Source organism: Delftia acidovorans SPH-1 (assembly GCF_000018665.1).
GTDB lineage: Bacteria > Pseudomonadota > Gammaproteobacteria > Burkholderiales > Burkholderiaceae_C > Comamonas > Comamonas acidovorans.
On record NC_010002.1, the window covers coordinates 3,163,998 to 3,186,749 of the forward strand.

The 22,752-nt window shown below is 66.1% G+C and carries 18 protein-coding genes and 1 tRNA gene; 5 read left to right on the top strand and 14 right to left on the bottom strand.

The window, feature by feature from the left end; all coding sequences use genetic code 11:
- Positions 1-38: 38 nt before the first annotated feature.
- Together DACI_RS14480 and DACI_RS14485 are read left to right on the top strand one after the other, a co-directional pair.
- Positions 39-4,493 carry a pilus assembly protein gene (locus DACI_RS14480; protein ID WP_225971089.1) on the top strand — a complete coding sequence of 1,485 codons (4,455 nt, stop codon included), beginning with the start codon at positions 39-41 and terminating at the stop codon, positions 4,491-4,493.
- Between the two features lie 95 nt (positions 4,494-4,588).
- On the top strand, positions 4,589-5,002 hold the full coding sequence (locus tag DACI_RS14485) for a type IV pilin protein (RefSeq protein WP_174538912.1): 414 nt from the start codon (positions 4,589-4,591) through the stop codon (positions 5,000-5,002).
- 105 nt (positions 5,003-5,107) lie between these two features.
- Here the strand turns inward: DACI_RS14485 and DACI_RS14490 are convergent, their stop codons facing one another.
- Both DACI_RS14490 and ycaC read right to left on the bottom strand, forming a co-directional pair.
- The gene (locus DACI_RS14490) at positions 5,108-5,797 is read right to left on the bottom strand and encodes a hydrolase (RefSeq protein WP_012204735.1); all 690 of its coding nucleotides are present in this window, start codon (positions 5,795-5,797) and stop codon (positions 5,108-5,110) included.
- A gap of 10 nt (positions 5,798-5,807) precedes the next feature.
- Positions 5,808-6,434, bottom strand: coding sequence for an isochorismate family cysteine hydrolase YcaC (ycaC, locus tag DACI_RS14495; RefSeq protein WP_012204736.1), 627 nt, complete (start codon positions 6,432-6,434; stop codon positions 5,808-5,810).
- Positions 6,435-6,566: 132 nt separating this feature from the next.
- Here ycaC and DACI_RS14500 point away from each other — a divergent pair, with 132 nt between their 5' ends.
- Complete coding sequence (locus DACI_RS14500) at positions 6,567-7,469, top strand: LysR family transcriptional regulator (RefSeq protein WP_012204737.1); 903 nt, start codon at positions 6,567-6,569, stop codon at positions 7,467-7,469.
- Between the two features lie 83 nt (positions 7,470-7,552).
- Here DACI_RS14500 and DACI_RS14505 read toward each other — a convergent pair whose 3' ends face one another.
- The 8 genes from DACI_RS14505 to DACI_RS14540 all read right to left on the bottom strand — a co-directional run bounded on the left by DACI_RS14505 (position 7,553) and on the right by DACI_RS14540 (position 15,429).
- Entirely contained in the window at positions 7,553-8,053 is a 501-nt protein-coding gene (locus DACI_RS14505) for a copper chaperone PCu(A)C (RefSeq protein WP_012204738.1), read from the bottom strand.
- Positions 8,050-9,288 carry a hypothetical protein gene (locus DACI_RS14510; protein ID WP_012204739.1) on the bottom strand — a complete coding sequence of 413 codons (1,239 nt, stop codon included), beginning with the start codon at positions 9,286-9,288 and terminating at the stop codon, positions 8,050-8,052. The genes DACI_RS14505 and DACI_RS14510 overlap by 4 nt, the downstream gene beginning before the upstream one ends.
- A 1-nt stretch (position 9,289) precedes the next feature.
- Positions 9,290-10,489, bottom strand: a complete 1,200-nt coding sequence (locus DACI_RS14515) for a methanobactin export MATE transporter MbnM (RefSeq protein WP_012204740.1) — start codon at positions 10,487-10,489, stop codon at positions 9,290-9,292.
- Positions 10,489-11,427: an MbnP family copper-binding protein gene (locus DACI_RS14520; protein WP_043781502.1), complete on the bottom strand. Its 939-nt coding sequence runs from the start codon at positions 11,425-11,427 to the stop codon at positions 10,489-10,491. Before DACI_RS14520 ends, DACI_RS14515 begins: the two co-directional genes overlap by 1 nt.
- 146 nt (positions 11,428-11,573) lie before the next feature.
- A complete protein-coding gene (locus DACI_RS14525) occupies positions 11,574-12,059 on the bottom strand; it encodes a DUF2946 family protein (RefSeq protein ID WP_012204742.1) in 486 nt (161 codons plus the stop codon).
- Positions 12,060-12,069: 10 nt separating this feature from the next.
- Positions 12,070-12,537 carry a copper chaperone PCu(A)C gene (locus DACI_RS14530; RefSeq protein ID WP_012204743.1) on the bottom strand — a complete coding sequence of 156 codons (468 nt, stop codon included), beginning with the start codon at positions 12,535-12,537 and terminating at the stop codon, positions 12,070-12,072.
- An 88-nt stretch (positions 12,538-12,625) separates the two neighbouring features.
- On the bottom strand, positions 12,626-14,686 hold the full coding sequence (locus DACI_RS14535; protein ID WP_012204744.1) for a TonB-dependent receptor: 2,061 nt from the start codon (positions 14,684-14,686) through the stop codon (positions 12,626-12,628).
- 383 nt (positions 14,687-15,069) lie between these two features.
- On the bottom strand, positions 15,070-15,429 hold the full coding sequence (locus DACI_RS14540; RefSeq protein ID WP_012204745.1) for a hypothetical protein: 360 nt from the start codon (positions 15,427-15,429) through the stop codon (positions 15,070-15,072).
- Between the two features lie 204 nt (positions 15,430-15,633).
- Between DACI_RS14540 and DACI_RS14545 the strand changes: the two genes are divergently transcribed.
- Both DACI_RS14545 and DACI_RS14550 read left to right on the top strand, forming a co-directional pair.
- Positions 15,634-15,993 carry a DUF2946 family protein gene (locus DACI_RS14545; RefSeq protein WP_043781506.1) on the top strand — a complete coding sequence of 120 codons (360 nt, stop codon included), beginning with the start codon at positions 15,634-15,636 and terminating at the stop codon, positions 15,991-15,993.
- A gap of 88 nt (positions 15,994-16,081) precedes the next feature.
- Complete coding sequence (locus DACI_RS14550) at positions 16,082-18,256, top strand: TonB-dependent receptor (protein ID WP_043781509.1); 2,175 nt, start codon at positions 16,082-16,084, stop codon at positions 18,254-18,256.
- Between the two features lie 105 nt (positions 18,257-18,361).
- On the opposite strand, the gene DACI_RS32795 is transcribed toward DACI_RS14550, so the two are convergent.
- The 4 genes from DACI_RS32795 to DACI_RS14565 all read right to left on the bottom strand — a co-directional run bounded on the left by DACI_RS32795 (position 18,362) and on the right by DACI_RS14565 (position 22,556).
- Positions 18,362-18,493: a biotin/lipoyl-containing protein gene (locus tag DACI_RS32795; protein ID WP_012204748.1), complete on the bottom strand. Its 132-nt coding sequence runs from the start codon at positions 18,491-18,493 to the stop codon at positions 18,362-18,364.
- 105 nt (positions 18,494-18,598) lie between these two features.
- A tRNA-Arg gene (locus DACI_RS14555) sits at positions 18,599-18,675 on the bottom strand.
- An 85-nt stretch (positions 18,676-18,760) separates the two neighbouring features.
- Positions 18,761-20,518 carry a M14 family metallopeptidase gene (locus DACI_RS14560; protein ID WP_012204749.1) on the bottom strand — a complete coding sequence of 586 codons (1,758 nt, stop codon included), beginning with the start codon at positions 20,516-20,518 and terminating at the stop codon, positions 18,761-18,763.
- A gap of 241 nt (positions 20,519-20,759) precedes the next feature.
- Complete coding sequence (locus DACI_RS14565) at positions 20,760-22,556, bottom strand: DEAD/DEAH box helicase (protein ID WP_012204750.1); 1,797 nt, start codon at positions 22,554-22,556, stop codon at positions 20,760-20,762.
- Between the last annotated feature and the right edge of the window lie 196 nt (positions 22,557-22,752).

The following is a 22,752-nucleotide window of genomic DNA, read 5'->3' on the forward strand; positions in this document are numbered from 1 at the left end:
AGGGAGCTTCAATGGCTCGCATTGCAAGTTGGAAAACCATGCATGGCCCGATGGCCATGGCGCTGGCGCTGTGGACGTGCGCACTGGCCCTGGCCAGTACGCCGGCGCAGGCCCAGGGGCGTGCGGACACCGTGCTGTCCCAGATGCCGCTGTTCGTGAACCAGGCGCTGGCGCCCTTGAACATGCTGGTGATGGGGCGTGACCACAAGCTGTACTACGAGGCCTACAACGATGCCTCCGACCTCAACGGAGACGGTGTGATCGATGTCGGGTACAAGCCGGACCAGATCGACTACTACGGCTACTTCAACAACAACGTCTGCTACAGCTATTCCAAGGGTGTTTTCGTGCCCTCGCAGGCAGCGACCGGAAGCAACAGGAAAAAGTGCTCGAACAACTGGAGTGGCGACTTCCTGAACTATCTGGCCACATCGCGCATGGACGCCATACGCCGCGTGCTTTATGGCGGCATGCGTGCGGAGGACACTGCTTCGCGCACCGTTTTGCAGACCGCCTACATTCCCAGGGATGCGCACAGCTGGGGCAAGGCCTATGACCCTGCGCGGGATCTCGGGGTCTACAGCATTTCGGACTATGCGCCGCTGCGCCAGCCGGCGGCCGGCACGCGCCACCTGTTTGCCGTCACCACGCTGGGGGAGGCCGCTGGCGTCATCACGCAGTTGCGCGTGCTCAATGACTCCTCGTTCCAGATCTGGGATTGGGTGTCCCAGGAGGGCTTTGCAGGGCAGAGCAACTGTGCAGGCAGCAATTCGTGCGCGCGAGGCAGCAGCAGGATCACCGACTACAACCTGCTTGTGGAGGCCTGCTCCAGCAGCAATGTCCAGTTGCTCGAGGCCAGCTGCAAGGCCTATCCCAACGGCGGCAAGACCATCTACAAGCCCACGGGGCTGCTGCACGACTTCGGAGAGAACGGGAAGATGTACTTCGGCCTGCTCACAGGCTCGTACGAGAAAAACATCGCCGGCGGCGTGCTGCGTCGCAATATCAGCAATTTCGCAGAGGAAGTCGACCCTCAGACGGGCCAGTTCAAGACGGGTGTCAATGGCGTGGTCGCCAACATAGACCGCCAGCGCCTGATCGGCTACACCGGCGGCAAATACGTGGAATGCGGCTGGATCACGTCCGGCCCCATCAGTTCGCTGGACAAGCCTTCGAAGTGCGCCATGTGGGGCAATCCCATCAGCGAAATGATGTTCGAGACCATGCGCTATTTCGGCGGCGCGTCCCAGGCCCTCGACATCTATGACTACGCCGCCGGCTCCTCCAAGGATGCGTCCCTGGGCCTGTCCAAGCCCGCCTGGGAAACGCCCTACAGGGCCAAGGCCGAAGGCGGGGGCGGCTACCAGTACTGCTCCCGTCCCGTCATGACGGTGCTCAGCGACATCAATCCCTCCTACGACGGCAAGCTGCCCGGCAGCCGCTACGCGAGCGTCGGCGCCAGCGCCCTCAATGGCTTCAATGTCTCTGACGAGGTGGCGGCCATCGGCTCGGCCGAGCGCATAGACGGGAAGAACTTCTTCATCGGCCAGTCAACATCGGCCAATGCCGACCAGGCTCCTTCGGTCAAGACCATTGCAGACCTGTCCTGGGCGCGCGGCCTGTCTCCCGAGGAGCCCAGCAAGGAAGGCACCTACTATGCCGCCGGTGTGGCCCGTTTCGGCGCCAGGAATGCCATCTTCGGCAACAGCCAGGGCAAGAATGCGTTGAGAACCTACTCCGTGGCCATTGCGTCACCGCTGCCGGAAATACGCTTTCCGATCGGCGGCAAACGCTTTGTGACCATTGCGCCTTTTGCCAAGACCGTCTCCGGCAGTGCCGGCGGCAGCACCGTGAACAATGCGGTCTTCACGCCGACCAACCAGATCGTCGACTACTACGTGGTCAACATTGCCAACACGGGCAAGGCGGACATCGATGCCTCGGTCAATGGCGGGCGGCCTTATGCGGAGTTCCGCATCAACTACGAGGACGTGGAGCAGGGCGCCGACCATGACATGGACGCCATCGCGCGCTACACGGTCGCGCTGCAGGCCGATGGCAAGGTGAAGATCGACATGGTGTCCGAATACGCCGCTGGCGGCCTGGGACAGCACATGGGCTATGTGATCTCGGGCACCACCAAGGACGGCATGTACCTGGAGGTGCGTGACAAGGACACGGCCTCGGCCTACTACGCCTACAACACGCCCCCCAATCGCGATCCGGGCTACTGCCGGGGCAGCATCTCGGCCCAGCAGCGCACGGAATGCTCGAACCTGGGGCTCACGGCCACCCGCAGCTTCACTCCGGGCAATGCGACCGACGCGGGCAGCTTCCTGAAGGGGCCGCTGTGGTATGCCGCCAAGTACGGTGTGCCGGACCGCGACCCCTCCAAGATCACGGGAGATCCGGACAACTATTTTCTGGTGACCAATGCCGGCACGCTCAAGGAGCAATTGACCAAGGCGTTCAACGACATCCTGCAGAGCATCAGTTCCGTGACGGCGGTCAGCGTGGACATGCCCACTGCGACACTGGGCGAAGGCGCCGACCTGTACCGGACCACGTTCGAGGTCCAGTACTGGAGCGGCGATGTCATCCGCGAGAAGCTCACCACCAGCGACAGAACGCTGGTCTGGAGCGCGGCGGAACTCCTGTCGGCGCGGTCCGCCGATGACCGCAAGATCTACTACCCCAGCAGGACCGGCAGTGCCGTGTCGCTGAGCCCTTTCACGTACTCCAGTCTCAGCGGGCAGCGCTCCGATGCGTCCTGGCTGGCCGTGCTCAACACGGACCCGGCCACGAACTCCGCCGATGGCCAGGCAAAAAAGCGCATCGAGTTCCTTCGTGGCGAGGTGCGCGATGACTTGCGCGTGCGCAAGCCCCTGGCCAGCGGAAAGCCCAATGTGCTGGGCGATATCGTCAATTCCTCGCTGGTGCGGGTCAAGGGCGGCCTGTACCGCGCCTCTGCCGCGGACAAGCTGGAGGGCAGCACCGCCTATGCCGCCTTTGCCGCGAAACAGGCTGCCAAGGAGATGCTGTATGTGGGCGCCAACGACGGCATGCTGCACGCCTTCGACGCGGCATCGGGCAAGGAGGAGTTCGCCTTCATTCCATCGGGCGTGAAGGATTCGCTCAATGTCCTGGCATCCCGGTATGGCGCGGGCGGCGCTCCTCACCGCTACTTCGTGGACGGGACGCCCGTGGTCTCGGATGTCTACTTCGGCAACGCCTGGCACAGGGTGCTGGTCGGCAGCCTGGGCGCGGGCGGGCGGCAGGTCTTCGCGCTGGACGTCACGGACCCCACCTCCCCCCGGTTGCTGTGGGAGTTCGGGGTTGAACAGGACGAACGCATGGGTTACTCGATGCCCGCGCCTGTCGTGGCGCGGCTCAACGACGCCGGCCGGTCCAAGGGCAGGTGGGTGGTATTCCTGTCCAATGGCTACCAGGCGTCGAACAGCACCTCCGGCGAGTCCAGCCTGTTTGTGCTGGATGTCTCCAGTGGCGAGGTCATCCGGCGCTTTGATTTCGCGGCAGGCATGACGGCCGCGGAGCTGAACGCGCTGCCTGCGCCGAAAAACGGCCTGTCGCGTGCCGCCGTGGTGGACAACAACGGCGATGGCAAGGTGGACGTGGCCTATGCCGGTGATCTTGCGGGCAATGTTTGGCGCGTGGACCTGGCCAGTGGTGCCAGCGGCTCATGGAATGCGCAACTGTTCTTTGTGGCACGCGAGTCCGAACGCAGCGGCGGCAAGCGGCTGTCCATCACCACCGCACCCTACGTGGTGCGGCACTCCAGCGGCAAGGGCGATGTGGTGGCCTTCGGCACGGGCCGCTTCATGACGGATGACGACAAGCTGGACATGCGCCGGCAATCGGTGTTCGGTATCTGGGATCGCTACGGCACACCCGCCACGGCGGCGCCGCAGCCGCTGCCTACCGCCGGCAAGGGACGCGGGGATCTGCAGGCCCAGCAGTTCACCCAGGTGAGCGGCTTTCCGGGCAAGTTCGCCCTGTCGGCCAACCCGGTCACCTGGTACAAGGACGCCACCAGCACCGCCGACTCCAATGTGCACAGCTGGGGCTGGTACGTCGATCTGCCGCGCGATGGAGAAAGACTGGTCTACGACATGAGCCTGTACGGGCGGGGACTGGTGTTCACCTCCATCCGGCCACCGCTGGGCGACCCCTGCTCCGCAGGCCTGGCCAGCACGATCTACGCCATCGATCCCGACACCGGGGGCAAGACCGACTATGTCGCCTTCGATGTGAACGGCGACGGCATCTTCAACGCCGCCGACAACCTGGCAGGCCAGCAGGTCAACGGCTACGAGGTGGGGCCGGGCAAGCCCACCATCAGCGGCGCGAAGATCTTCGACTCCAGCGGAAAGCAAAGCGGGGCAGGAGGCGCGGGCAAGAGCGGGGGCGACGATATCAACAGCGGAGTGGACCGGGGGCGACAGAGCTGGCGCCGCCAGCCAGCGAACCCGTGACCGCCATCCCATCCACTACACACCCATCCACTACACACAGGGGCCTGCCGGCCCCGGCCGTCTGGCTGGCCCTGCGGGCCCCCGAGGAGAAATGCGTGCGCAGCAAGCTACATGGATTCACGCTGATCGAGCTGATGATCACGGTGGCGGTGGTCGCCATTCTTTCGGCGATCGCCTACCCCTCCTACCAGGAATACGTGCTGCGATCGCGGCGCGTGGAGGCGCAAAGCCTGCTGGGCGAGGCCGCCGCCCGGCAGGAGCGCTGGCGGGCGCAGAACGGCGGCTACACAAGCTCCGTCGCCAACCTCAGACTGCCCTGGGGAGACAAGTCCGAGAACGGCCACTACACCCTGACGATGGCCACGGCCGCCAATGACGGCGGCTACACGCTCAAGGCCACGCGCACCGGCCGCCAGGCATCGGACAGGCGCTGCGGCGACTACACCCTGAACGCCCTGGGCGTGAAGGGCATCTCGCCCCTGGGAACGGTGGAGGACTGCTGGCGCTGAGCGCCACCGGGGCCGGGGCCTCAGTTCTGCGCCTCATCCACAAATTCCACCATGGCCGCCGACACCTTGGGCAAGCGGCCTCGTACCCGTGCCGTACTACCGCGGTCAGGTGCGTTGCGAATCCAGCTGCTCACCGTTCCTGGCCACTTCCTGTGCCCTGGAGTAGCTTTCGATCAGCAACTGGTAAGGCGGGAAGACTGCGCTGTAGGCTTGCGCCCACTGCAACGCGTCCTCACGGTTCCAGGTCTTTTGCACCTCCGAGCACACCGCCGCCGTGTCCATCGGCACGACACCAGCCTGCACGATGCGCGCCAGCGTGATTTCCTGAGCCATTTTCGAGTAGGTCCCCGAGGCGTCGATCACCGCGAAGACCTGGTAGCCCTCATGCACTGCGGCGATGCTGGGGAAGGCCATGCAGACGCTGGTGATCGTCCCCGCGATGATGAGCTGCCTGCGCCCAGTGGCCTTGACGGCAGCGACGAACTCCGGGTTGTCCCAGGCGTTGATCTCGCCATTGCGCGCAACGTACCGGGCATGCGGGGCGTACTGGTGGATCTCGGGGATCAAGGGGCCGTTCGGACCCTGCGGCACCGATGCGGTGGTGATGACCGGGATCTTCGCCAGTGTCGCTACCTTGGCGAGTGTGGTGGCATTGGCACGCACCTCGGTGAAGGGCATGTCCTTGATGGTCTGGAACAGGCCGCTTTGATGGTCGATCAGCAGCATCGCCACATTGTCGGGATCGATGACCGGGCGGGTGCCGTTGAAGTTGGCGATGGTTTGGGGTGTGCTCACGGTCTTCTCCTCAATTGCCCTGGGTGAGCATGGTGTGGCTCGTGATCAGGTTGCGGTAGTCGGGGATGTGGTTGGAAAACAGAGTGCCCAGCCCCTGCACGTCGTTGCGCCAGTCGCGGTGCAGTTCGCAGGCAGCGCCGAACCAGCTCATCAGTTGCACGCCGGCCTGCGACATGCGATTCCACGCCGCATTGCGGGTGATGGGGTTGAAGGTGCCCGAGGCGTCAGTGATCACGAAGACGTCGAAGCCTTCCTCGATGGCCGACAGTGCCGGGAAGGCCACGCACACCTCGGTCACCACGCCGGCGATGATGAGTTGCTTCTTGCCCGTGGCCTTCACGGCCTTGACGAAGTCCTCGTTATCCCAGGCGTTGATGTTGCCGGGCCGGGCGATGTAGGGCGCCTGGGGAAACTGGCTCTTGAGCTCCGGCACCAGCGGTCCGTTGGGACCGTTCTCGAAGCTGGTCGTCAGGATGGTGGGCAGCTTGAAATAGCTGGCGATGTCGGCCAGCGCCAGCACGTTGTTCTTGAACTTGTCCGGGTCGATGTCGCGTACAAGGGATAGCAGGCCGGTCTGGTGGTCTACCAGCAGCACAGCGGCGTTGTCCTTGTCCAGGCGGACGTAGGGCTTGGTCATGGTGAATCTCCTTGGGTCGCCCAGACAAAGGTCTTGGCTGATGGATAGAGAATAGGATTTGAACGATGAACGCGGTAGCCGTTAATATTTGCCATCAGAGTCCTATCTGAGGAACGATGAAGGCGGTTTGCAATGAAAGACCTGAACGACCTCTACTACTACGTGCAGGTGGTGGACCACGGCGGCTTTGCGCCCGCGGGCCGCGCGCTGGGGATGCCCAAATCCAAGCTGAGCCGGCGCATCGCGCAGCTTGAGGAGCGTCTCGGCACGCGCCTGATCCAGCGCTCCACGCGGCGATTTGCCGTCACCGAGACCGGCCAGACCTACTACGGCCACTGCAAGGCGATGCTGGTGGAGGCCGACGCCGCCGACGAGGCCATCGCGCTGACCCACGCCGAGCCGCGCGGCATCGTGCGCATGACCTGCCCGGTGGCGCTGCTCGATGCGCGCATCGCCGACATGCTGGCGGCCTTCATGGCCGCGTATCCGCGCGTGGAGATCCACCTCGAGGAAACCAACCGCCGCGTGGACGTGGTGGGCGAAGGAATCGACGTTGCCATCCGCGTGCGCCCGCCGCCGCTGGAAGACAGCGACCTGGTGATGCGCATGCTCGCCGAGCGCGGGCAATGCCTGGTGGCCTGCCCGCGGCTGTTGACAGGCGGCATCCCCCAGGTGCCCGCCGACCTGGCAGGCCTGCCGAGCATGGACCTGGGCCTGCCGCAGCACGAGCATGTGTGGCACCTGATCGGCCCGGACGGCACGCAGGCGGCCATCCGCCACCGGCCGCGCCTGGTCACGCGCGGCATGCTGGCGCTGCGCGCGGCGGCCTTGGCGGGGGTGGGCGTGGTGCAACTGCCCTCGATGATGGTGCGCGAGCAGATCGCGCGCGGTGAACTGGTCCACGTCATCCCGGGCTGGGCGCCACGGCGCGAGATCATCCATGCGGTGTTCGCCTCACGGCGCGGGCTGCTGCCGGCCGTGCGGGCGCTGCTGGATTTCCTGGCAGAGCGGTTTGAGGCGCTGGACGAAGACTGAGCTGCCGGCAGGCCCCATGGTGGCGATTGCAGCAGTTCATGGCTGCATCTCGCCTTGTGGGGCACGGCTCTTCGCATGTCCGTTCAATGCGGGTGTTGGTGTCCGGATGGCATGCGCTTGGGTTGCTGCACCCAGACCTTGACCTTGTATTCGCCAGCCTTTTCGAACTGCAGCGTCAGATCGAAGCGATCACCCTCGCGCAGGGGCTGCTTGAGATCGATCAGCATGAGGTGGTGTGACTGGCCATGGCGCAACTGCACCTCCTGGCCTGCGGGTAGTTCGATGAAGGGCACTTCGCGCATGCGCATGATGTCGCCTTCCAACTTCATCTCATGCAGCTCCACGCGTGCGGCCGCTGGCGTGCTGGCCGCGATGAGCCGGTCGGCGTTCTTTCCCTTGTTCCTGATCCCCCGCAAATACGCCGCCCCGTTGCTGGAGCCGGCGATGGAGGGCGTGGCGTAGGGGTGGTCTATGACCAGGTCTCCCGCCCGGAAGTCATGGGCCCGTGCCGTCAGCGGCAGTGTCAGGGCACAGCCCATGCCCAGCAGCATTCCAAGCGCATGGCGGCGAAGCATTGTGGTCATTTCCAGTTCCTTTCCAACAGGGCATCGGGGGTCCAGATCAGCCGCAGGCCTGCCACCGTATTGCCTTTGCCAGCGATGTGCTCGCGCCCGGCTTCAAGCGCGATCAGAACGCTTTTGACGGGGCGCCAGCCGGCCATGGCCGTGAAGCGGCGCGATGGGTTGTTGGGCAGCAGGTTGGCGTCCGTGGCCACCAGCAGGGCACCCGGCCCGCTGACGCGATTGGTGCTTCTGAGCCATTCCTGGCGGGCGCCGAATTCCCAGCGTGCGCGCGGCTGCCAGAGCACCTCCAGCCAGCCGCCCAGGGTGCGGCCCTGGTAGCTGGTGTCGCCGTTCTGGGAATAGAGGTTTCCGCTTTCGCGCCGCCAGATGCCTGCTGCGGTGAGCTTGACGCCCTGCAGCGGCGTGGTCCAGGTGGCACTGGCCCCGGCCAGGTCCACGGTGCCGTCGAAGCAGGTGATGTCGCGCAGGCTGGCGTTGCACTGTGGCGCCGTATGGATGTGGCCGCTGTTGGAGCGCTGTACATAGGCGCCGCGGCCCTTGGGCTGCATCCGGCTGTAGAAGACGTCTGCCTCCACCGAGGTCCAGGCGGCGTTGGCATGCACGACGGGCGCCCAGGCGGCGTTGTCGCTGCCGGGAAAGCGCCGGGCGCGCCAAAGCCCCAGGTCAATGCCCTGCAGCCAGGACATGGCGCCTTGCAGGTGGGGACGCCAGGCGGCATTGACGCCATCCTCGATCCAGTCGCCGTTGAAGGCCGCCCGCTTGGCCAGCGGCATCTGGCCGTAGCGGTCGAAGTGCCCGGCACGCGTGAGCACCTGTCCCATGGGCACGCGGTTGCGGCCTGCGCCCAGGGTCAGCTCGGCGTCTGAGCCGCTGCGCGCCTCCATCCAGGCGGCCTCCACATGGGCTGGGTCGCTGTCGTGCCAGCCCATCACGATGTTGGCCCCCAGTTGGGGAGATACGCGCAGGCCGGCGCCCAGGGTGCCATGCTCCAGCCGCCAGCCGCGCTGGTCGTCAGGCGTGTCGCCCAGGCCCAGCGTGCCGGCCAGCCTGGGCGCCGGCAAGGTGGAATCGCCATGGAGATAGGCGGCCACCGCCGCCATGTCGATGCGCAGGCCGTTGGTCTGCGGTATGCCGTCATCCAGGGTGTGCGCGGCGGCGCCGCCTGCCGCCAAGGCGATGACGACGGCGATGGCCGCTGCCAGCGGCGTGCATTGCGCGAGGAAGGTGCGTTGCATGCTATTGGCCTGCCTGCCGTGCAAAGGGATCGGCGAGCCTGGGGTTGGTGAGCAGCTCATGGTCCGTGAGGGTTTTGAGAAAGGCCAGCAGGTCGGCGCGGTCGTCGGCCGTCAGGGCGATCTGGTTGATGAAGTCGTTCTTGTTGGGGTTGGCCCGCCCGTCGCCGGCATGCGGGCCGGAGGTGATGTTGCGGCCACCGGCTGCATAGAACTGCAGCACTTCCTCCAGCGTCGCGATGCTGCCGTCATGCATGTAGGGGCCGGTGACCTCCACATTGCGCAGGCTGGGCGCGCGGAACTTGCCCATGTCCTTGAAGAGCTGGGTCAGTTCGTAGACGCCCCGGTTGGGCTCGGGGAAGGCGCCGGTGCCGCCGATGTTGTAGAGACCCGTGTTGTGGAACGGGGTCTCGACGATGCGGCTGCCCGCGTGCACGATCTGGTCGTTGAAGTTGAAGCTGCTGTGGCAGTGGAAGCATTCGGCCTTTTCGCCGAAGAACAGGTTCATGCCGCGCTGCTCGGCCGGGTTCAGTGCCGTGCTGCCCTTGAGGTACTGGTCATATTTGCTGTTGCCCGAAAGAATGGTGCGCTGGAATGCCGAGATGGCGTGGATCACATTGCCCCAGGTGATGGGCGCTGCCTGGCCCGGGTAGGCCCTGGCGAAGCGCGGGCCGTAGCCGGTGTCGGCAGCCAGCCGCGCGAGGATTTCCTCCTTGTTGTTGTCGTTGACGCCCATCTCCACCGGGTCCGTGCCGAACAGCGGTGTCTCCATCTGCTTTTCAAGCGTGACCAGCGAGGGGTTGGCCCAGGTCAGCGTGGCGTTGTAGACCACGTTGGCCAGACTCTGGGCGTTGCGCGGATGTGCGTGCCCCGTGGAGCCCAGTGATGTCGTCAGGCCATCGGTGAAGGCCTTGGACTGTATGTGGCAGCTCGCGCAGGCCTGCGTGCCATTGCCCGACAGGCGCCTGTCGTAGAACAGAAAGCGGCCGAGCTCGGCCTTCTCCGCCGTCATGGGGTTGGAGTCGGGCACCTTGGGCGTGGGGAAAAAGGAGGGCAGCACCCAGGACCAGCCCGTGCTGCTGCCGGAGTCATCGTGGACGGCGGTGTCGCCGCCCCCGCAGCCCGCCAGGGCGATGGCCCCGGCAAGGCCGCACAGGGCGGCGGTCCATGCCGCCACCCGCCGAAGCGAATGGGGCTTGTGCATTACTTGGCCTCGGTACGGAACACGGTCTGGCCGCTGCCTTCATTGATGGAGCGGCCCGTGGTCAGATCGATCCTGAGCGCGCTGAAGATGGGCACGCATTCCGGATCGGTGGCCCCGGACATGCAGCCGGCGGCGCCGCCCAGGTCTTCCTTGACGTTCGAGCCCTGCAGCAGCTGCGCAATGTCCAGCACCACCTTCTGGGTGCCGGCATTGAAATCGCCGAACCCGAAATCCATGCGGTCCGCACGCGCGCAGCTGACCGTCTCGCCGGTCACGGGGTTGCCCGTGCAGCCGGTGGAGCCCAGGTGCACGTAGAACGTCTTGCCGGGGGCTGCCGGCGCGGGGCGGGCCACGCCGCCCACGGGGTTGACCTCGATCTGGGCGAACTTGCGGCCGGCCTGCCACGACCAGGCCAGGGCCTGCATATCGAGCGGCTTGGGCGCGACGGCATAGTCGGTGTGGTTGACCGAGGAGGGCACGCCCACGGTCATCCTGATGCCCTTGTACGTGCCTGCGGGCACCGTGCCCCTGACCTGCGTGTTCTGCGCCTGCGTGCCTGCGTCGGCGCATGCGCCGGTGCCGTCCTCCAGGTCGATCAGCGTCACCTCCTTGGTCTGCCAGTCGTTGACGTCCAGGGTGACGGCCACGGCCTCGCCCTTGTCATTGATCAGCGAGACGCCGCTGACGTAAAAGCGCAGGTCATGCAGGTCCACCGTGGCCTGGGTGGTTCCCATGCCGGCGATGGGCGTGCCGCATTTGGCGGGCAGGTTGCCGGCCTTGGCGGCGAACTCGAGGGCCACGGCCTGGGGGCCTGTGGGTGTGGTGGGCTGGCTGTTGTCACCGCCTCCGCCGCCACCGCAGGCGGCCAGCAGCAGCGGCAGCGCGGTGGCGATCAGGGCGAGGGGAAAGCGGGAGTTGTCAAAGTAAGTGGTACGCATGGGGAAACGGTTTCTTGGTGCCTGCGCTGCCATGGCGGCGCGCAGGCGTGGGTAACCCTGCAGGCTGCGACACGGGTCGCGGCTTGGCATGGAAGAGGAATTCGGGAATGGGCGACGGCATGCCGCCCGTGCGGCCCTTTCGGGCTTCAGGAAAGGGGAGGCGCCCTGGGGGGAGTGCTCAGCACCACGCGCAGCACGGTGTCCCGCGGGCGCAGGGCCTGGGGCGGCAGCGGGGTGGGAGGCGGCGGCGCGGCAAAGCGCAGGTCCGCGCGGGACAAATCAGGAGGTGCATCGCCCACGACCCGGCACAGGGGGCAATGCGCCTGGCCAGCGGCCGTGGTTTGACCATCGGCTTCGGGCTCGCCTGCAGCAGACACCGGTTGCGCCTGCTGCAGGCCCAGGGGTGTGCAGACTTCCATGGCCAGCCGCGCCAGCGGGTCGCCGCTGCCCTGGCCCGATGCCAGCACCATCGCCAGGGCAGGGTGCACAAAGGCGAACAGCAGCGCCGCAACCATCCAGGCGGCAAAGCGCCGGCCCTGGTCGCGCCGCTGTCGTGCGCCCGGCAACGCCCACGGCCAGGCGGGTGGCCCGAAGGCCACCAGGCGCTTGATGCGGAGGCTGCTGCAGCGCATGGGCCCTGTGTCAGTGCTTGTGATCGTGGCCCGAGGGCGCCGCCTTGGTGGCCAGCGGGCGTACGGGTGCCTCCACCTGTACGGATTCACGCTTGCCGTCCTTGCCTTCGATGATGAGGGTCAGCGGCACGGTCTGGCCTTCCTGCACCTGCTGCTTGAGGTCCAGCAGCATCACGTGGTAGCCGCCGGGCTTGAGTTCCACGGTCTTGCCTGCCGGCAGCGCGATGGACGGCACCTGGCGCATCTTCATCACGTTGTCCTGCATGGCCATCTCATGGACTTCGACGACCGGCGTCAGGGGCGAAGTCGCTGCGACGAGCTTGCTGTCCTGGGCGGCCTGCAGTTTCAGGAACGCGCCAGTGGCCTTTTGCTGCGGCACGGTGGCGCGCACCCAGGCATCACTGACGCTGACCTGGGCATTGGCGAATCCGTTGATCATGGCGGCGGCGAGGGCAAGCAAACGGACGTGGCGTTTCATGGGGTTCTCCTTCGTTGGCAAAAATGTCGTGTGTGTCGGGTGCGTGCCTGGTACGTGACTGGTGCGGTGGACGGCTGGAGGGTGTCCATCAGAAGCGCAGGTTCATGCTGGCATAGACGCCGCGCCCGTCGGCGGGTGAGTAGCCCGAGGAGCCGCTGTCATACCAGGCGTAGACGTACTTGCGGTTGGTGACGTTCTTGACCTGCAGGCCCAGGTCCATGGTTTCCGAGAGGCGGTAGCTGGCGCCCAGGTTCAGCACGGCGAACTTGCCTGCGCGGCCCTGGGTATTGGTGCGCTCCAGGTAGTAGTCGCCCTGGGCATTGCCCCAGGCCGACAGCTTCAGCCGGTCCGTGGCCTGCCAGTCCACGCCGGCCGAGACCAGGTAGTGCGGCACGTTCTCGATTTCCTTGCCCAGGGTGGCGGGTGCGCTGGGGTCGGGCGCGGTGATGCGTGCCACCTGGTGGGAGTAGGCAATCCACGCCGTGGTGCGGGCATGGGGCTTCATGTTGAGCTGGATGTCGTAGCCCTTGCGCAGCGTCTTGCCCACGTTGCCCAGGCCGCCGGGGTCGGGCAGGCCGTCCACGCCCAGCACCCGGGCCACCTCGCCCGAGGCGCGCTGCTCCCAGTAGGCCACGCGGCCGTTGAGCCAGGGCAGGGGAGAGAACTTGACGCCCGCTTCCCAGCCATCATTGATGGAGGGCCTGAGGTTGCGATCCTGCGTGCGGTAGGCGTCGATGCCCGAGCCGATCTGGAAGGTCCGGCCCCAGTTCGCGTAGACGCTGGCCTGCTGGCTCAGGGTGTAGGCGATGCTGATCTTGGGCTGCTTGATCAGGCCATAGTCATGCACGGGGGCGCGCGTGCCTGCCAGGCGGTCGATGAAGTGGCCATCCACGTCATCAATGCGCAGCGCCGGGATGATCCGCAGGGCTTCGATGGGGCGGATCACGGCCTGCACATAGGCGCCCTGCGTATTGAGGTCGAAGTCCCAGTCGCGGAACTGCGAGGTCCGCACGCGCTCCGTGGTGCGGTAGCGCTGGCCCAGGTTGCTTTGCCGCTGGGCGTCCAGACCGCCTTCGAGCGTGAATTCATGCGCCCAGGCCACCTTGGGGCGCCAGGTCAGGGTGGTGATGGCGCCTTGCTGCTGCTCGTCGTTGTAGCGCTCCTGCTGCGATCCCGCTGCCGAGAAGCGCACCCAGCGCTGGTTCTCGTACTGGTTGGCGTAGACCTTGGCGGACAGCGACAGCTCGGGCGTCAGTTCGCCATCCAGGTGGGCGCTGAGCTGGCCGGTTTCCCGCTCGCCACGGTCGGCCGCCGCGTAGGCCGGGGAGCTGCGCGGCGCCTTGATGGCTTCTTCGTAGCTGAGGTAGCCCGACTCCAGCGCCTTGTTGCGGTAGTAGCGCGCGATCACGCCGGTGCGCCAGCGGCCATCGTCCGAGGTGTAGAACCATTTGCCGGACAGGGACAGCTTGCGGGCATCGGCATGGTCTCGGTAGCCGTCCGAATCGCGCCAGGCCAGGAAATAGTTCTGGCTCCAGTTGCCGCTCTCGATGCCCTTGGACACCTGAAACTCCTTGGTCCCGAAGCTGCCCACGGTCACGCTGGCACGGCCCTCGTTGCCGCCCGTGCGGGTGATCACGTTGACATTGCCGGCGATGTTGTTGAGGCCGTAGCGCGCGTCATTGGTGCCGCGCACGATCTCGATGGCCTCGATGTCCAGCGGGAAGACAGCGTCCAGAAAGGGCATGCCCCCGGCGTTGTCATTGCTGGGGATGCCATCGATCAGCAGCTTGACCGCATTGATGCGGCCTTCGCCGTTGAAGCCTCGGAAGGAGAAGCGCCCGGCATCCGTGCCCTGCTTGAACTGCGTGACCTGCACGCCGGGCGCCTTGGACAGCAGCTCCCAGCTGTAGTCCACATGTTCGTTTTCGAGGATGTCCGCGCCCACGATGTCCACGGAGCTGAACACGCTGCGCGTGGACAGCGGGCCGGAGGCCTTGGAGGTGATGCTGATGGTGCCCAGCGTCAGGGCGGAGTCGTCCTGGCTCAACGGTTGGGGGGCGACCAGGCCCTGGGCATGGGCCGCCGAGGCCAGTGCCAGGGTGATGGACAGGGCCAGGGGGCTGCGCGAGAAGGAGAGGGAGACAGACATCAGGTGAGGCGGACGGTGGATGGTGCGGAGGATGCGATCGGCTCAATGGGCCGGATGTGCGGACGGGGATGCTGGCCCTGCGCGTCCCTATGGACCATGCCGTCGAACAGGGACAGCAGGGCGCGGCGCGGTGCAGGGCTGCGCGGGCATGGCGGACTCGGCCGGTACGACCTTGCTGGCCAGGCTGCGCGCGGCCGATGCAGACAGGCCAGCCATTGCCGGCATCTGGAGGGCCTTGAGCCCATCGCCGCCACATACGGCCTGGTCACAGGCGGGCGCAATGGGGGCTTGGGGCAGGGCAGGAAATGACCTCGCAACTGGCGTGGCGCAAGGCCTTGCCATGGTGTCGCGGCCAAGGCAGCCGCGCTATCGATGCGAGGGAATCAGGCCTGTGCGGGAGGCCCGCGGGGCGGAAGCGGCGCGCCGACCAGGGCTGCGATATGGGCCGCTGCAAACGGATGCAGGGCTGCCGCCAGAGGATGGGGTTGTGCCACCGCCAGGCTGACGGGAGGCAGAGGCAATGCAGGGGCCAGGCACATCGAGCAGTCGAGGGTGTGCTGAACTGGCGCCTGGGCCTGGCCATCGTCGTCAAGAACCACCATGGTGATGGCTCCGCCGCTGGAGCAGATGAGCTCCATGGTCTTGGGGTTCACGAAGGGCGAAGCGCCCGCAACACCCAGCGTCAGCAGGAACCACGCCAGGGCGAGGCGCTTCCAGAATGACGATGTGCGAAGGGTGTGCATAGCCCGCGATTATGGCGGCGATATCGGACCGACAGCAACCTTCTTGCGCAATGGCGGATGCAGATCCGGTCCGGTTGATCTTGATCAAGGCGCTCGCCGCCGCTTGAAGGCGACGGATGGCAAGGCAGTTTTGCAGGGAACTCACAACAGCTTGCCAGGCAGTTGCCTCGCTCAACAGGCGATGGCCCTCCATAATGCGCACCCATGCAAACCTTGCGCAATTGCCTGATGCTGCCCCGCCTTGCTTTGGCGTGGTTCATGCTGGCATTGGCGATGGCCGTGGTGTCGCCCATCGTGCACCCGCGCTCCCTGGAAGTGGTTTGCACGGGCAATGGCAGCATGCAGCTGGTCGTTCTGGATGACGAAGGACAGGCGAGTGCCGGCACGCACCACTCGCTCGACTGCCCTTTGTGCCTGGTGGTCACGCCTGCCTTGCTTCATCCTTCGCCGGAGTTTGAACAGCCGCAGCCGTTGGGATTGGCGGTGCGGCCCGTGGAGTCTGCGCGCATTGCTGCGCTGGTAGGGGCACCGCTTCCGCCCAGAGGTCCCCCGGCGCGCGTGTAAGCCTTGTGCGGCGGGCCCCGATGCCTGCCGCACCTTCGCCGCCGGGCCTTGTGGGGCACGGCAGGTCTCACTTGCACGCAAATCGCTCATGACCCGTTCCATTGGTACCGCGATGCCCGAAGGCATCGTTCACACTTCTTCGTCCACCTTTTTGCAACGTTCTCGCCAGACCCGGGCCGTGGTGTTGCTCCCCATGGCGTTCGCTTGCTCGGCAAGCTGGGGGCAGGCCTCCACAACCCTGGACACCGTCACCGTGCGCTCATCCGGCGACAGCGCCCTGGAGCGCCCGCTGGCCACCGGCAGCCGACTGGATCTCAGCGCACGCGATACGCCCGCCAGTGTCGAAGTGATCACGCGCGAGCAACTGCAGGCCAGGGGCGACACTTCGCTGGTCGATGCAATCACCCGCTCCACGGGTATCACCAGCCTGGGGCATCCGGGCAACAGCGGCAGTTCGCTGTCGGCACGGGGCTTCACCGACACCACGTCGGTCATGCGTTTGTATGACGGCACTCGCCAATATGGCGGTGTGGGCGTGAGTTTTCCCTTCGACACCTGGTCCATAGACCGCATCGAAGTGCTGCGTGGACCGGCTTCCGTGATCTATGGCGATGGCGCCATCGGAGGGGTCATCAATGTGATTCCCAAGAAGCCCACACGCAGTCCGATACGCAACGAGGTCCAGGCCACGGTGGGCACCGACGGAAAACGCGGCCTGGCCTTTGGCAGCGGCGGCGCAATCGATGAGCACTGGTCCTACCGTCTGGATGCCAGTGGAGACCGCTCCGACGGATGGGTTGACCGGGGTGATTCCAGCAACCGCACCCTCTCCGCAGCCTTGCGATGGGATCCGGTGCAGGACTTCAGCGTGCAGCTGTCCCACGCACTGGGCCGGCAAAAGCCCATGCGCTACTTCGGCACGCCGTTGATCAATGGAGTTCAGGATCCGGCGGTGCGCGAACGCAACTACAACGTGGCCGACAGCCGCATCCAGTACAAGGACCGCTGGACCGAACTGGCGGCGCAGTGGACGCCCTCCAGCAACGTGATCGTGCGCAGCAAGCTCTATCACATAGCCAGCGACCGCTATTGGCGCAACGCCGAGACCTACCTGTACAACGCATCCACCGGCCTGATCGACCGATCCGGAAACACCGAGATCGCCCATGACCAGACGCAGACCGGCAACACCACGGATGCGACCTTCAGCGGCAGTCTCTTCGGCCGCAAGAACCAGGTGTCCCTGGGCTTCGATGTCAACCGCGCGGCATTCCAGCATTCCAACAACACCTATGCGGGCAGCTCCGGTCCGGTGGACCCCTACAACCCCGATCCCGGTCAATTCACCAGCTCCATTCCCTTCATTCCCCGCTATCGCAACAAGGCCGAGCAATATGCGCTGTTCGCCGAGGACCGCCTGGAGATGACGGACCGCTGGTCATTGGTGGCCGGTGCGCGGTTTGACCATGCAAATCTCTCGCGCCAGGACCTGGTGGCCGGGACGCAGGCCTTCAAGCGCAGCTACTCCAATGCGGGGTGGCGCTTGGGATCGGTCTACCAACTCCACCCCGGCCTGTCACTGTATGCCCAGGCATCCAAGGCGGCGGATCCGGTGAGCGGCCTGCTGATGCTGTCTGCAGCCAACGCCGCTTTCGACGTGTCCACAGGGCGGCAGTTCGAAATCGGCCTCAAGCAATCGTTCTGGGAAGGCAAGGGCGACTGGACGCTGGCGATGTACTCCATCACCAAGAACAATCTGCTCACGCGTGACCCTTCCAACCCCGCGCTGCGCATCCAGGTGGGGCAGCGGTCATCCAAAGGCATGGAGAGCACCCTGTCGATGCAGGTCGCCAAGACGGTTCGGCTGGATGCCAACGTGGCCTTGCTCAAGGCGCGGTACGACGACTTCAGCGAGTCGGTTGGCGGTGTCACCGTGTCCCGCAATGGCAACGTGCCCACCGATGTGCCTGAACGTGTCGCCAATGCCTGGGTGGGCTGGAACCTCGCTCCGAACTGGACACTGTCAGGAGGGCTGCGCCATGTCGGCAAACGCTATGCCGACAACGCCAATACCTTGAAGCTGGGGGCGTACACCACCTTCGATATGGCACTGCAATGGAAGGCCACCGCGGATACCACGCTGACGCTGCGCGGGTTCAACGTTCTGGACAAGCACTATTTCTCCACGGCCTACTACACCACGACGCAATGGCTGGTGGGCGAGGGCCGGCGCGCGGAGATCACGTTGCACCATCGCTTCTGAAGGCGTAGCTGCTGGCGACGCGATCCAATGGAGCCTTCCGATCGCCCAGCCAGCCCATCGCACCGAGCTGAAAAAGGCCGGTCTCCTTGAATGGCGCACAGGACTTCAGGAGCCGGCCGGTTGCGACGCTTCCAGCACCATCAACGCATCGCCCGCAGCTACAGCCTTTCCCGCTTTGCAATGCACGGCAGCAATCCTGCCTGCCTGGCTGGCTACCACTTGGAACTCCATCTTCATCGCTGGCCGATGGACGACGTCGGAAGCTGGATGTACCTGAAGCCCGAGACCAGCGCGGGCTCCTGGACTTCTTTGGACTTGTTGGGATTTCTTGGGATGCCAGGATGGCCTGCCCGGAGGGACTCGAACCCCCGACCTATTGCTTAGAAGGCAATTGCTCTATCCGGTTGAGCTACGGGCAGGTATGGCCGCTGACGGGCCAGCGCGGATCATACCCGCAATGGGCGGGCGCTCAGGGCTTGGCCGCGTGCCCTGGCGCCCTGGCCGTCATTCGGCGTCGTCTTCTTCCTCGAAAACCACCGAAGGAGGCGCCATCACGCGCGCCATGTCGGTCATCGTGGGCACCAGGCCGCGTGCGAGGTAGCTGTAGGGTGTGTCAGGCTCCAGCGCCGCAGCGGCAAGATTGGCCATGGGCTGGTTCATCGTCAGGTAGTAGCTGCCCACGGGCGCTTCGACGGCGCCGCGCGTGAGCGCATAGGCGCCGCTGGCGGGCGTGGCCGAGCGGGCTTCGTTGTACGAGTCGGCCAGCAGCTGGCCGGGCTCGGCCACCTTGAGCACCTGCAGGCCCAACAGGCGCAGCCTGTCCACGGCGGGCTGGGCGCTGGCGGACAGCCAGTAGCCGCAGGAGCGCGGGCGCGACAGCGTGGTGCGCGGCTGCAGCGAAGCGTTCCAGTCCACACGCACCTGCTGGTCGGCGCCCGTGTCGGGCTGGATCATGGTGAGGGTGCGCTGCTCGGGGGTCTGCTCGGCCAGTACGGCCAGTTGCTGATGGCAGGCAAGGGAGGCGGTCTCGCGCGCCACGAAGGCCTGCACCTGGGTGAGATCCTTGGCGCGCTCGGCGCTGGAATGCAGCATGCGTGTGGACGCGGTGACCAGGGTGTGCACGCGCCGCTGGATGTGGGCGCGGCCCAGGTCCGAGCCACGGCTGCTGACCAGGTAGCCCACCGAGTTCTTGAGCCCGCTGACGTTGCGCAGCGAATCGGGCGCGAGGCTGCCCATGGATATGGACTTGTCCTGCAGATCCTGGCTGGTGGTGTAGTACCAGTCGCTGCTCAGCCCGGCCTGCGACAGCGCGGTGCGCAGCGGCGCCGTGTACCACTCGCGCGCAGCCTTGGTCACGAATTCATTCTGGTTGGCCGTGGCCGAGTACTGCAGCAGGGCGTCGTAGCGCTGTATGGCCTGGTACTTCTGCAGGAAGATGCTGGCGGCGGGGAATTCCTGCAGGTCCACCACGGCGACGGGGCGGTAGTCGCGTGCCAGGGTGGCCAGGGCCTTGGCCTCGGGCGTGTTCAGGAGCAGGTGGTCATGGGCGATGTCGGTGCCATCGGCTGCATTGCGCGTGCCGGCTTCCACGGCGTCGGGGTTGGCGCGCGGCACGAGGATAACGTTGATCTGCTGCAGCAGCGGCTCCAGCAGGCCGCCGGGAGCGAGCTCGCGGGCGATGATGAGCAAGGCCTCCGTGCCCGCAGGTTCGTCGCCGTGCTGGCCGGCCACGAGCATGACCGTGGGGCGGCGGCTGTCATAGAGCGCCGACGGCTGAATGCCGGGTGCGCGCGTGGCCACCAGGGCCTGGATGGGGCTGCCGCGCTGCGAGCTGCCGGGCTGCACGATACCCAGGCGCGTGTCGCGGCCCAGGGATTTGCTGGCCTGGCTGTTCAGCCAGGAAGACAGTTCGCTGGCCGTGGTGAACTGGTTGCGCTGCGGCGCCAGGCCCGGTGTGTCGTAGCGGGTGGCTGGATCGGGAAAGCGCGCAGCCACGGCCGCGTTGTAGGGCAGCGGGACCAGGTTGTTGGCCGGCGCGATGGGCTGCGTGGTCGCCTGCGGCACCACCGGGGTGGCCGGGGCCGGCCGGGCGGGGGCGGGCGCCTGGGGCTTGGAGGCGGTGGGCCATGGCGGCAGCGGGGTGCTGGCGCAGGCGGAAAGCAGGGCTGCGCACGCCAGGGCCGACCACCGCAACCTGTCCTGTGGCAGCTCCGAATCGGGGCGCTGGCTGGAGGGGGTGGCGTGTGGGGTCTGCAGTGTCATGGCGTGGCCTTGAGGAACCAGTCGGGGGAGTCTTTGGAAATCCGGGAAAAGGGCGCGGCCTTCAATCGCCGCAGGCCGCAATGCTATCGGGATGATAGCCATGCAGGCTTGCGGCGCGCTGTCGGCTGAATGCGCAATCTGCGCCATGTGAAAAGGGCTGCAGCCCCGGAGAGATGCAGCCCTTTTTTGCTGGCGGATTCCTCGGCTTGCCGCAGGGCATGCCAAGGAGCCGTGGTGCAGGTCAGCGACCGTAGCCGCCGCGCGAGGGGCCGCCACGGCCACCGCCGCCGAAGCCGCCGCCTCCACCGCCACCATTGCCGCCGCGGTTGAAGCCGCCACGGCGGCCGCGTTCGGCCATGGTGTCCACGCTGGTGCGCATCGGATCGGGCTGGCCGCCACCTGCGCTGCCACGGGGGCCGCTGCTGCGTGCATGGCCCAGCTGCGTGCCCAGGTGGGCATCAGCGCGCGGGGGTTGGTCATCGAAGCGACGGACACCGCCGCCGCCTTCGCCGTCAGGGCGCGGGCCGCGCCTGGGGGCGTTCTGGGGGGCTGCCTTGGGGCGGTGGGCGGCGCCGGAGCCATTGCCCGGGCCATCGAAGCGATCGCGGCGCGGCTTGTTGTTGGCGCTTGCACCGGCGTGGTTGCGGCCACGGCCCTGGCCGCCGGCGTTGCCTTCGGAGCGGCCTTCGTCCGAGCCGGCCTTGGGAGCCTGACCACGGCCGCCTGCGCGGCCGCCACGGTCGGGCTGGGTGGCCTTGGTGGTGCGGATGCGGTCCATCATTTCCTGGCGCGCAGCCTTGGCGGCGGCCTGCATGACGTCACGGCTGGGCGGCTTGCCCGCGCCGCCCCAGATGGTCTGGCGGCCCATGGCGATGGGTTCGGCCACTTCGCCTTCTTCCGGGCCGAAGCCTTCGAGCACCTGCACAGGGATTTCCTGCTTGGTGAAGCGCTCGATGTCCATCATGAAGCCTTCCTCGTCCATGCAGACCAGGCTGACGGCGTGGCCTTCGCGACCGGCACGGCCCGTGCGGCCGATGCGGTGCACGTAGTCCTCGGACACGTTGGGGATCTCGTAGTTCACGACGTGCGGCAGCTCATCGATATCGATGCCGCGTGCAGCGATGTCGGTGGCGACCAGGGCGCGCAGCTCGCCGGTCTTGAAGCCGGCCAGGGCCTGGGTGCGGGCGCTCTGGCTCTTGTTGCCGTGCAGCGCCATGGCGCTGATGTTGTTCTTGGTCAGGAATTCGGCAACGTTGTTGGCGCCGAACTTGGTGCGCGTGAACACCAGAACCTGGCTCCAGTTGTTCTCGTTGATGATGTGCAGCAGCACTTGCTTTTTCTTGCCGCGGCCCACGGGGTGGATCACCTGGGTGATGCGCTGGACCGTGGTGTTGCTGGGCGTGACCTGGATGGACTGCGGGTTGCGCAGCAGACCGTTGGCCAGGTCGCGGATCTCGTCGCTGAAGGTGGCCGAGAACAGCAGGCTTTGCTTGTCCTTGGGCACCAGGGCCAGCACCTTCTTGACGTCATGGATGAAGCCCATGTCCAGCATGCGGTCGGCTTCGTCGAGCACCAGGACTTCGACGGTGGACAGGTCCATGAAGCCTTGCTGCTGCAGATCCAGCAGGCGGCCCGGCGTGGCGACCAGGATGTCCACGCCCTTCTTGATGCGGTCGATCTGGGGCTTCATGCCCACGCCGCCGAAGATGACGGTGGAGTTGATGTCCAGGTACTTGGCGTAGCTGCGCACCGATTCCTCGACCTGTGCGGCGAGTTCACGCGTGGGCGTCAGCACCAGGGCGCGGATGCCCTTGCCGCCGAACTTGTTGCGCGGCACCTGGCCTTGCGAGAGGCGTTGCAGCATGGGCAGGGTGAAGGCAGCGGTCTTGCCGGTGCCGGTCTGGGCACCTGCCAGCAGGTCGTGGCCGGCGAGCACCGCAGGGATGGCCTGTGCCTGGATGGGAGTCGGGTTCTCGTAACCCTCCTCAAGCACGGCCTTCAGAATGGCGGGAGCCAGATTCAGTTCTTCAAATGTCATGTGATCAAAGATGCGCCCGTCCGGGGCGCTGGGTATCTGCCTGTCGAGGCAACCAGGGCGGTTGCCGGACCAGTCGTAGGCGGATGTAGTTCAATGTCGGGAGCCTGGAAAACAGCGTCCATCGTCCCCAGCTGGAATGCTGATGTCACGGGCAACTGGAACCCGTGACGCAGGGTATTGTCGCATGCGCCGATAA

Bases quoted from the DNA above. Each gene is read 5' to 3' on its own strand.
- DACI_RS32795 (WP_012204748.1), bottom strand. From the start codon at position 18,493: ATGAAGATGGAGTTCCAAGTGGTAGCCAGCCAGGCAGGCAGGATTGCT.
- DACI_RS14525 (WP_012204742.1), bottom strand. From the start codon at position 12,059: ATGCGCTGCAGCAGCCTCCGCATCAAGCGCCTGGTGGCCTTCGGGCCA.
- DACI_RS14515 (WP_012204740.1), bottom strand. From the start codon at position 10,489: ATGCACAAGCCCCATTCGCTTCGGCGGGTGGCGGCATGGACCGCCGCC.
- DACI_RS14500 (WP_012204737.1), top strand. From the start codon at position 6,567: ATGAAAGACCTGAACGACCTCTACTACTACGTGCAGGTGGTGGACCAC.
- DACI_RS14565 (WP_012204750.1), bottom strand. From the start codon at position 22,556: ATGACATTTGAAGAACTGAATCTGGCTCCCGCCATTCTGAAGGCCGTG.
- DACI_RS14560 (WP_012204749.1), bottom strand. From the start codon at position 20,518: ATGACACTGCAGACCCCACACGCCACCCCCTCCAGCCAGCGCCCCGAT.
- ycaC (WP_012204736.1), bottom strand. From the start codon at position 6,434: ATGACCAAGCCCTACGTCCGCCTGGACAAGGACAACGCCGCTGTGCTG.
- DACI_RS14530 (WP_012204743.1), bottom strand. From the start codon at position 12,537: ATGAAACGCCACGTCCGTTTGCTTGCCCTCGCCGCCGCCATGATCAAC.
- DACI_RS14520 (WP_043781502.1), bottom strand. From the start codon at position 11,427: ATGCGTACCACTTACTTTGACAACTCCCGCTTTCCCCTCGCCCTGATC.
- DACI_RS14550 (WP_043781509.1), top strand. From the start codon at position 16,082: ATGACCCGTTCCATTGGTACCGCGATGCCCGAAGGCATCGTTCACACT.
- DACI_RS14480 (WP_225971089.1), top strand. From the start codon at position 39: ATGCATGGCCCGATGGCCATGGCGCTGGCGCTGTGGACGTGCGCACTG.
- DACI_RS14545 (WP_043781506.1), top strand. From the start codon at position 15,634: ATGCAAACCTTGCGCAATTGCCTGATGCTGCCCCGCCTTGCTTTGGCG.
- DACI_RS14505 (WP_012204738.1), bottom strand. From the start codon at position 8,053: ATGACCACAATGCTTCGCCGCCATGCGCTTGGAATGCTGCTGGGCATG.
- DACI_RS14510 (WP_012204739.1), bottom strand. From the start codon at position 9,288: ATGCAACGCACCTTCCTCGCGCAATGCACGCCGCTGGCAGCGGCCATC.
- DACI_RS14540 (WP_012204745.1), bottom strand. From the start codon at position 15,429: ATGCACACCCTTCGCACATCGTCATTCTGGAAGCGCCTCGCCCTGGCG.
- DACI_RS14535 (WP_012204744.1), bottom strand. From the start codon at position 14,686: ATGTCTGTCTCCCTCTCCTTCTCGCGCAGCCCCCTGGCCCTGTCCATC.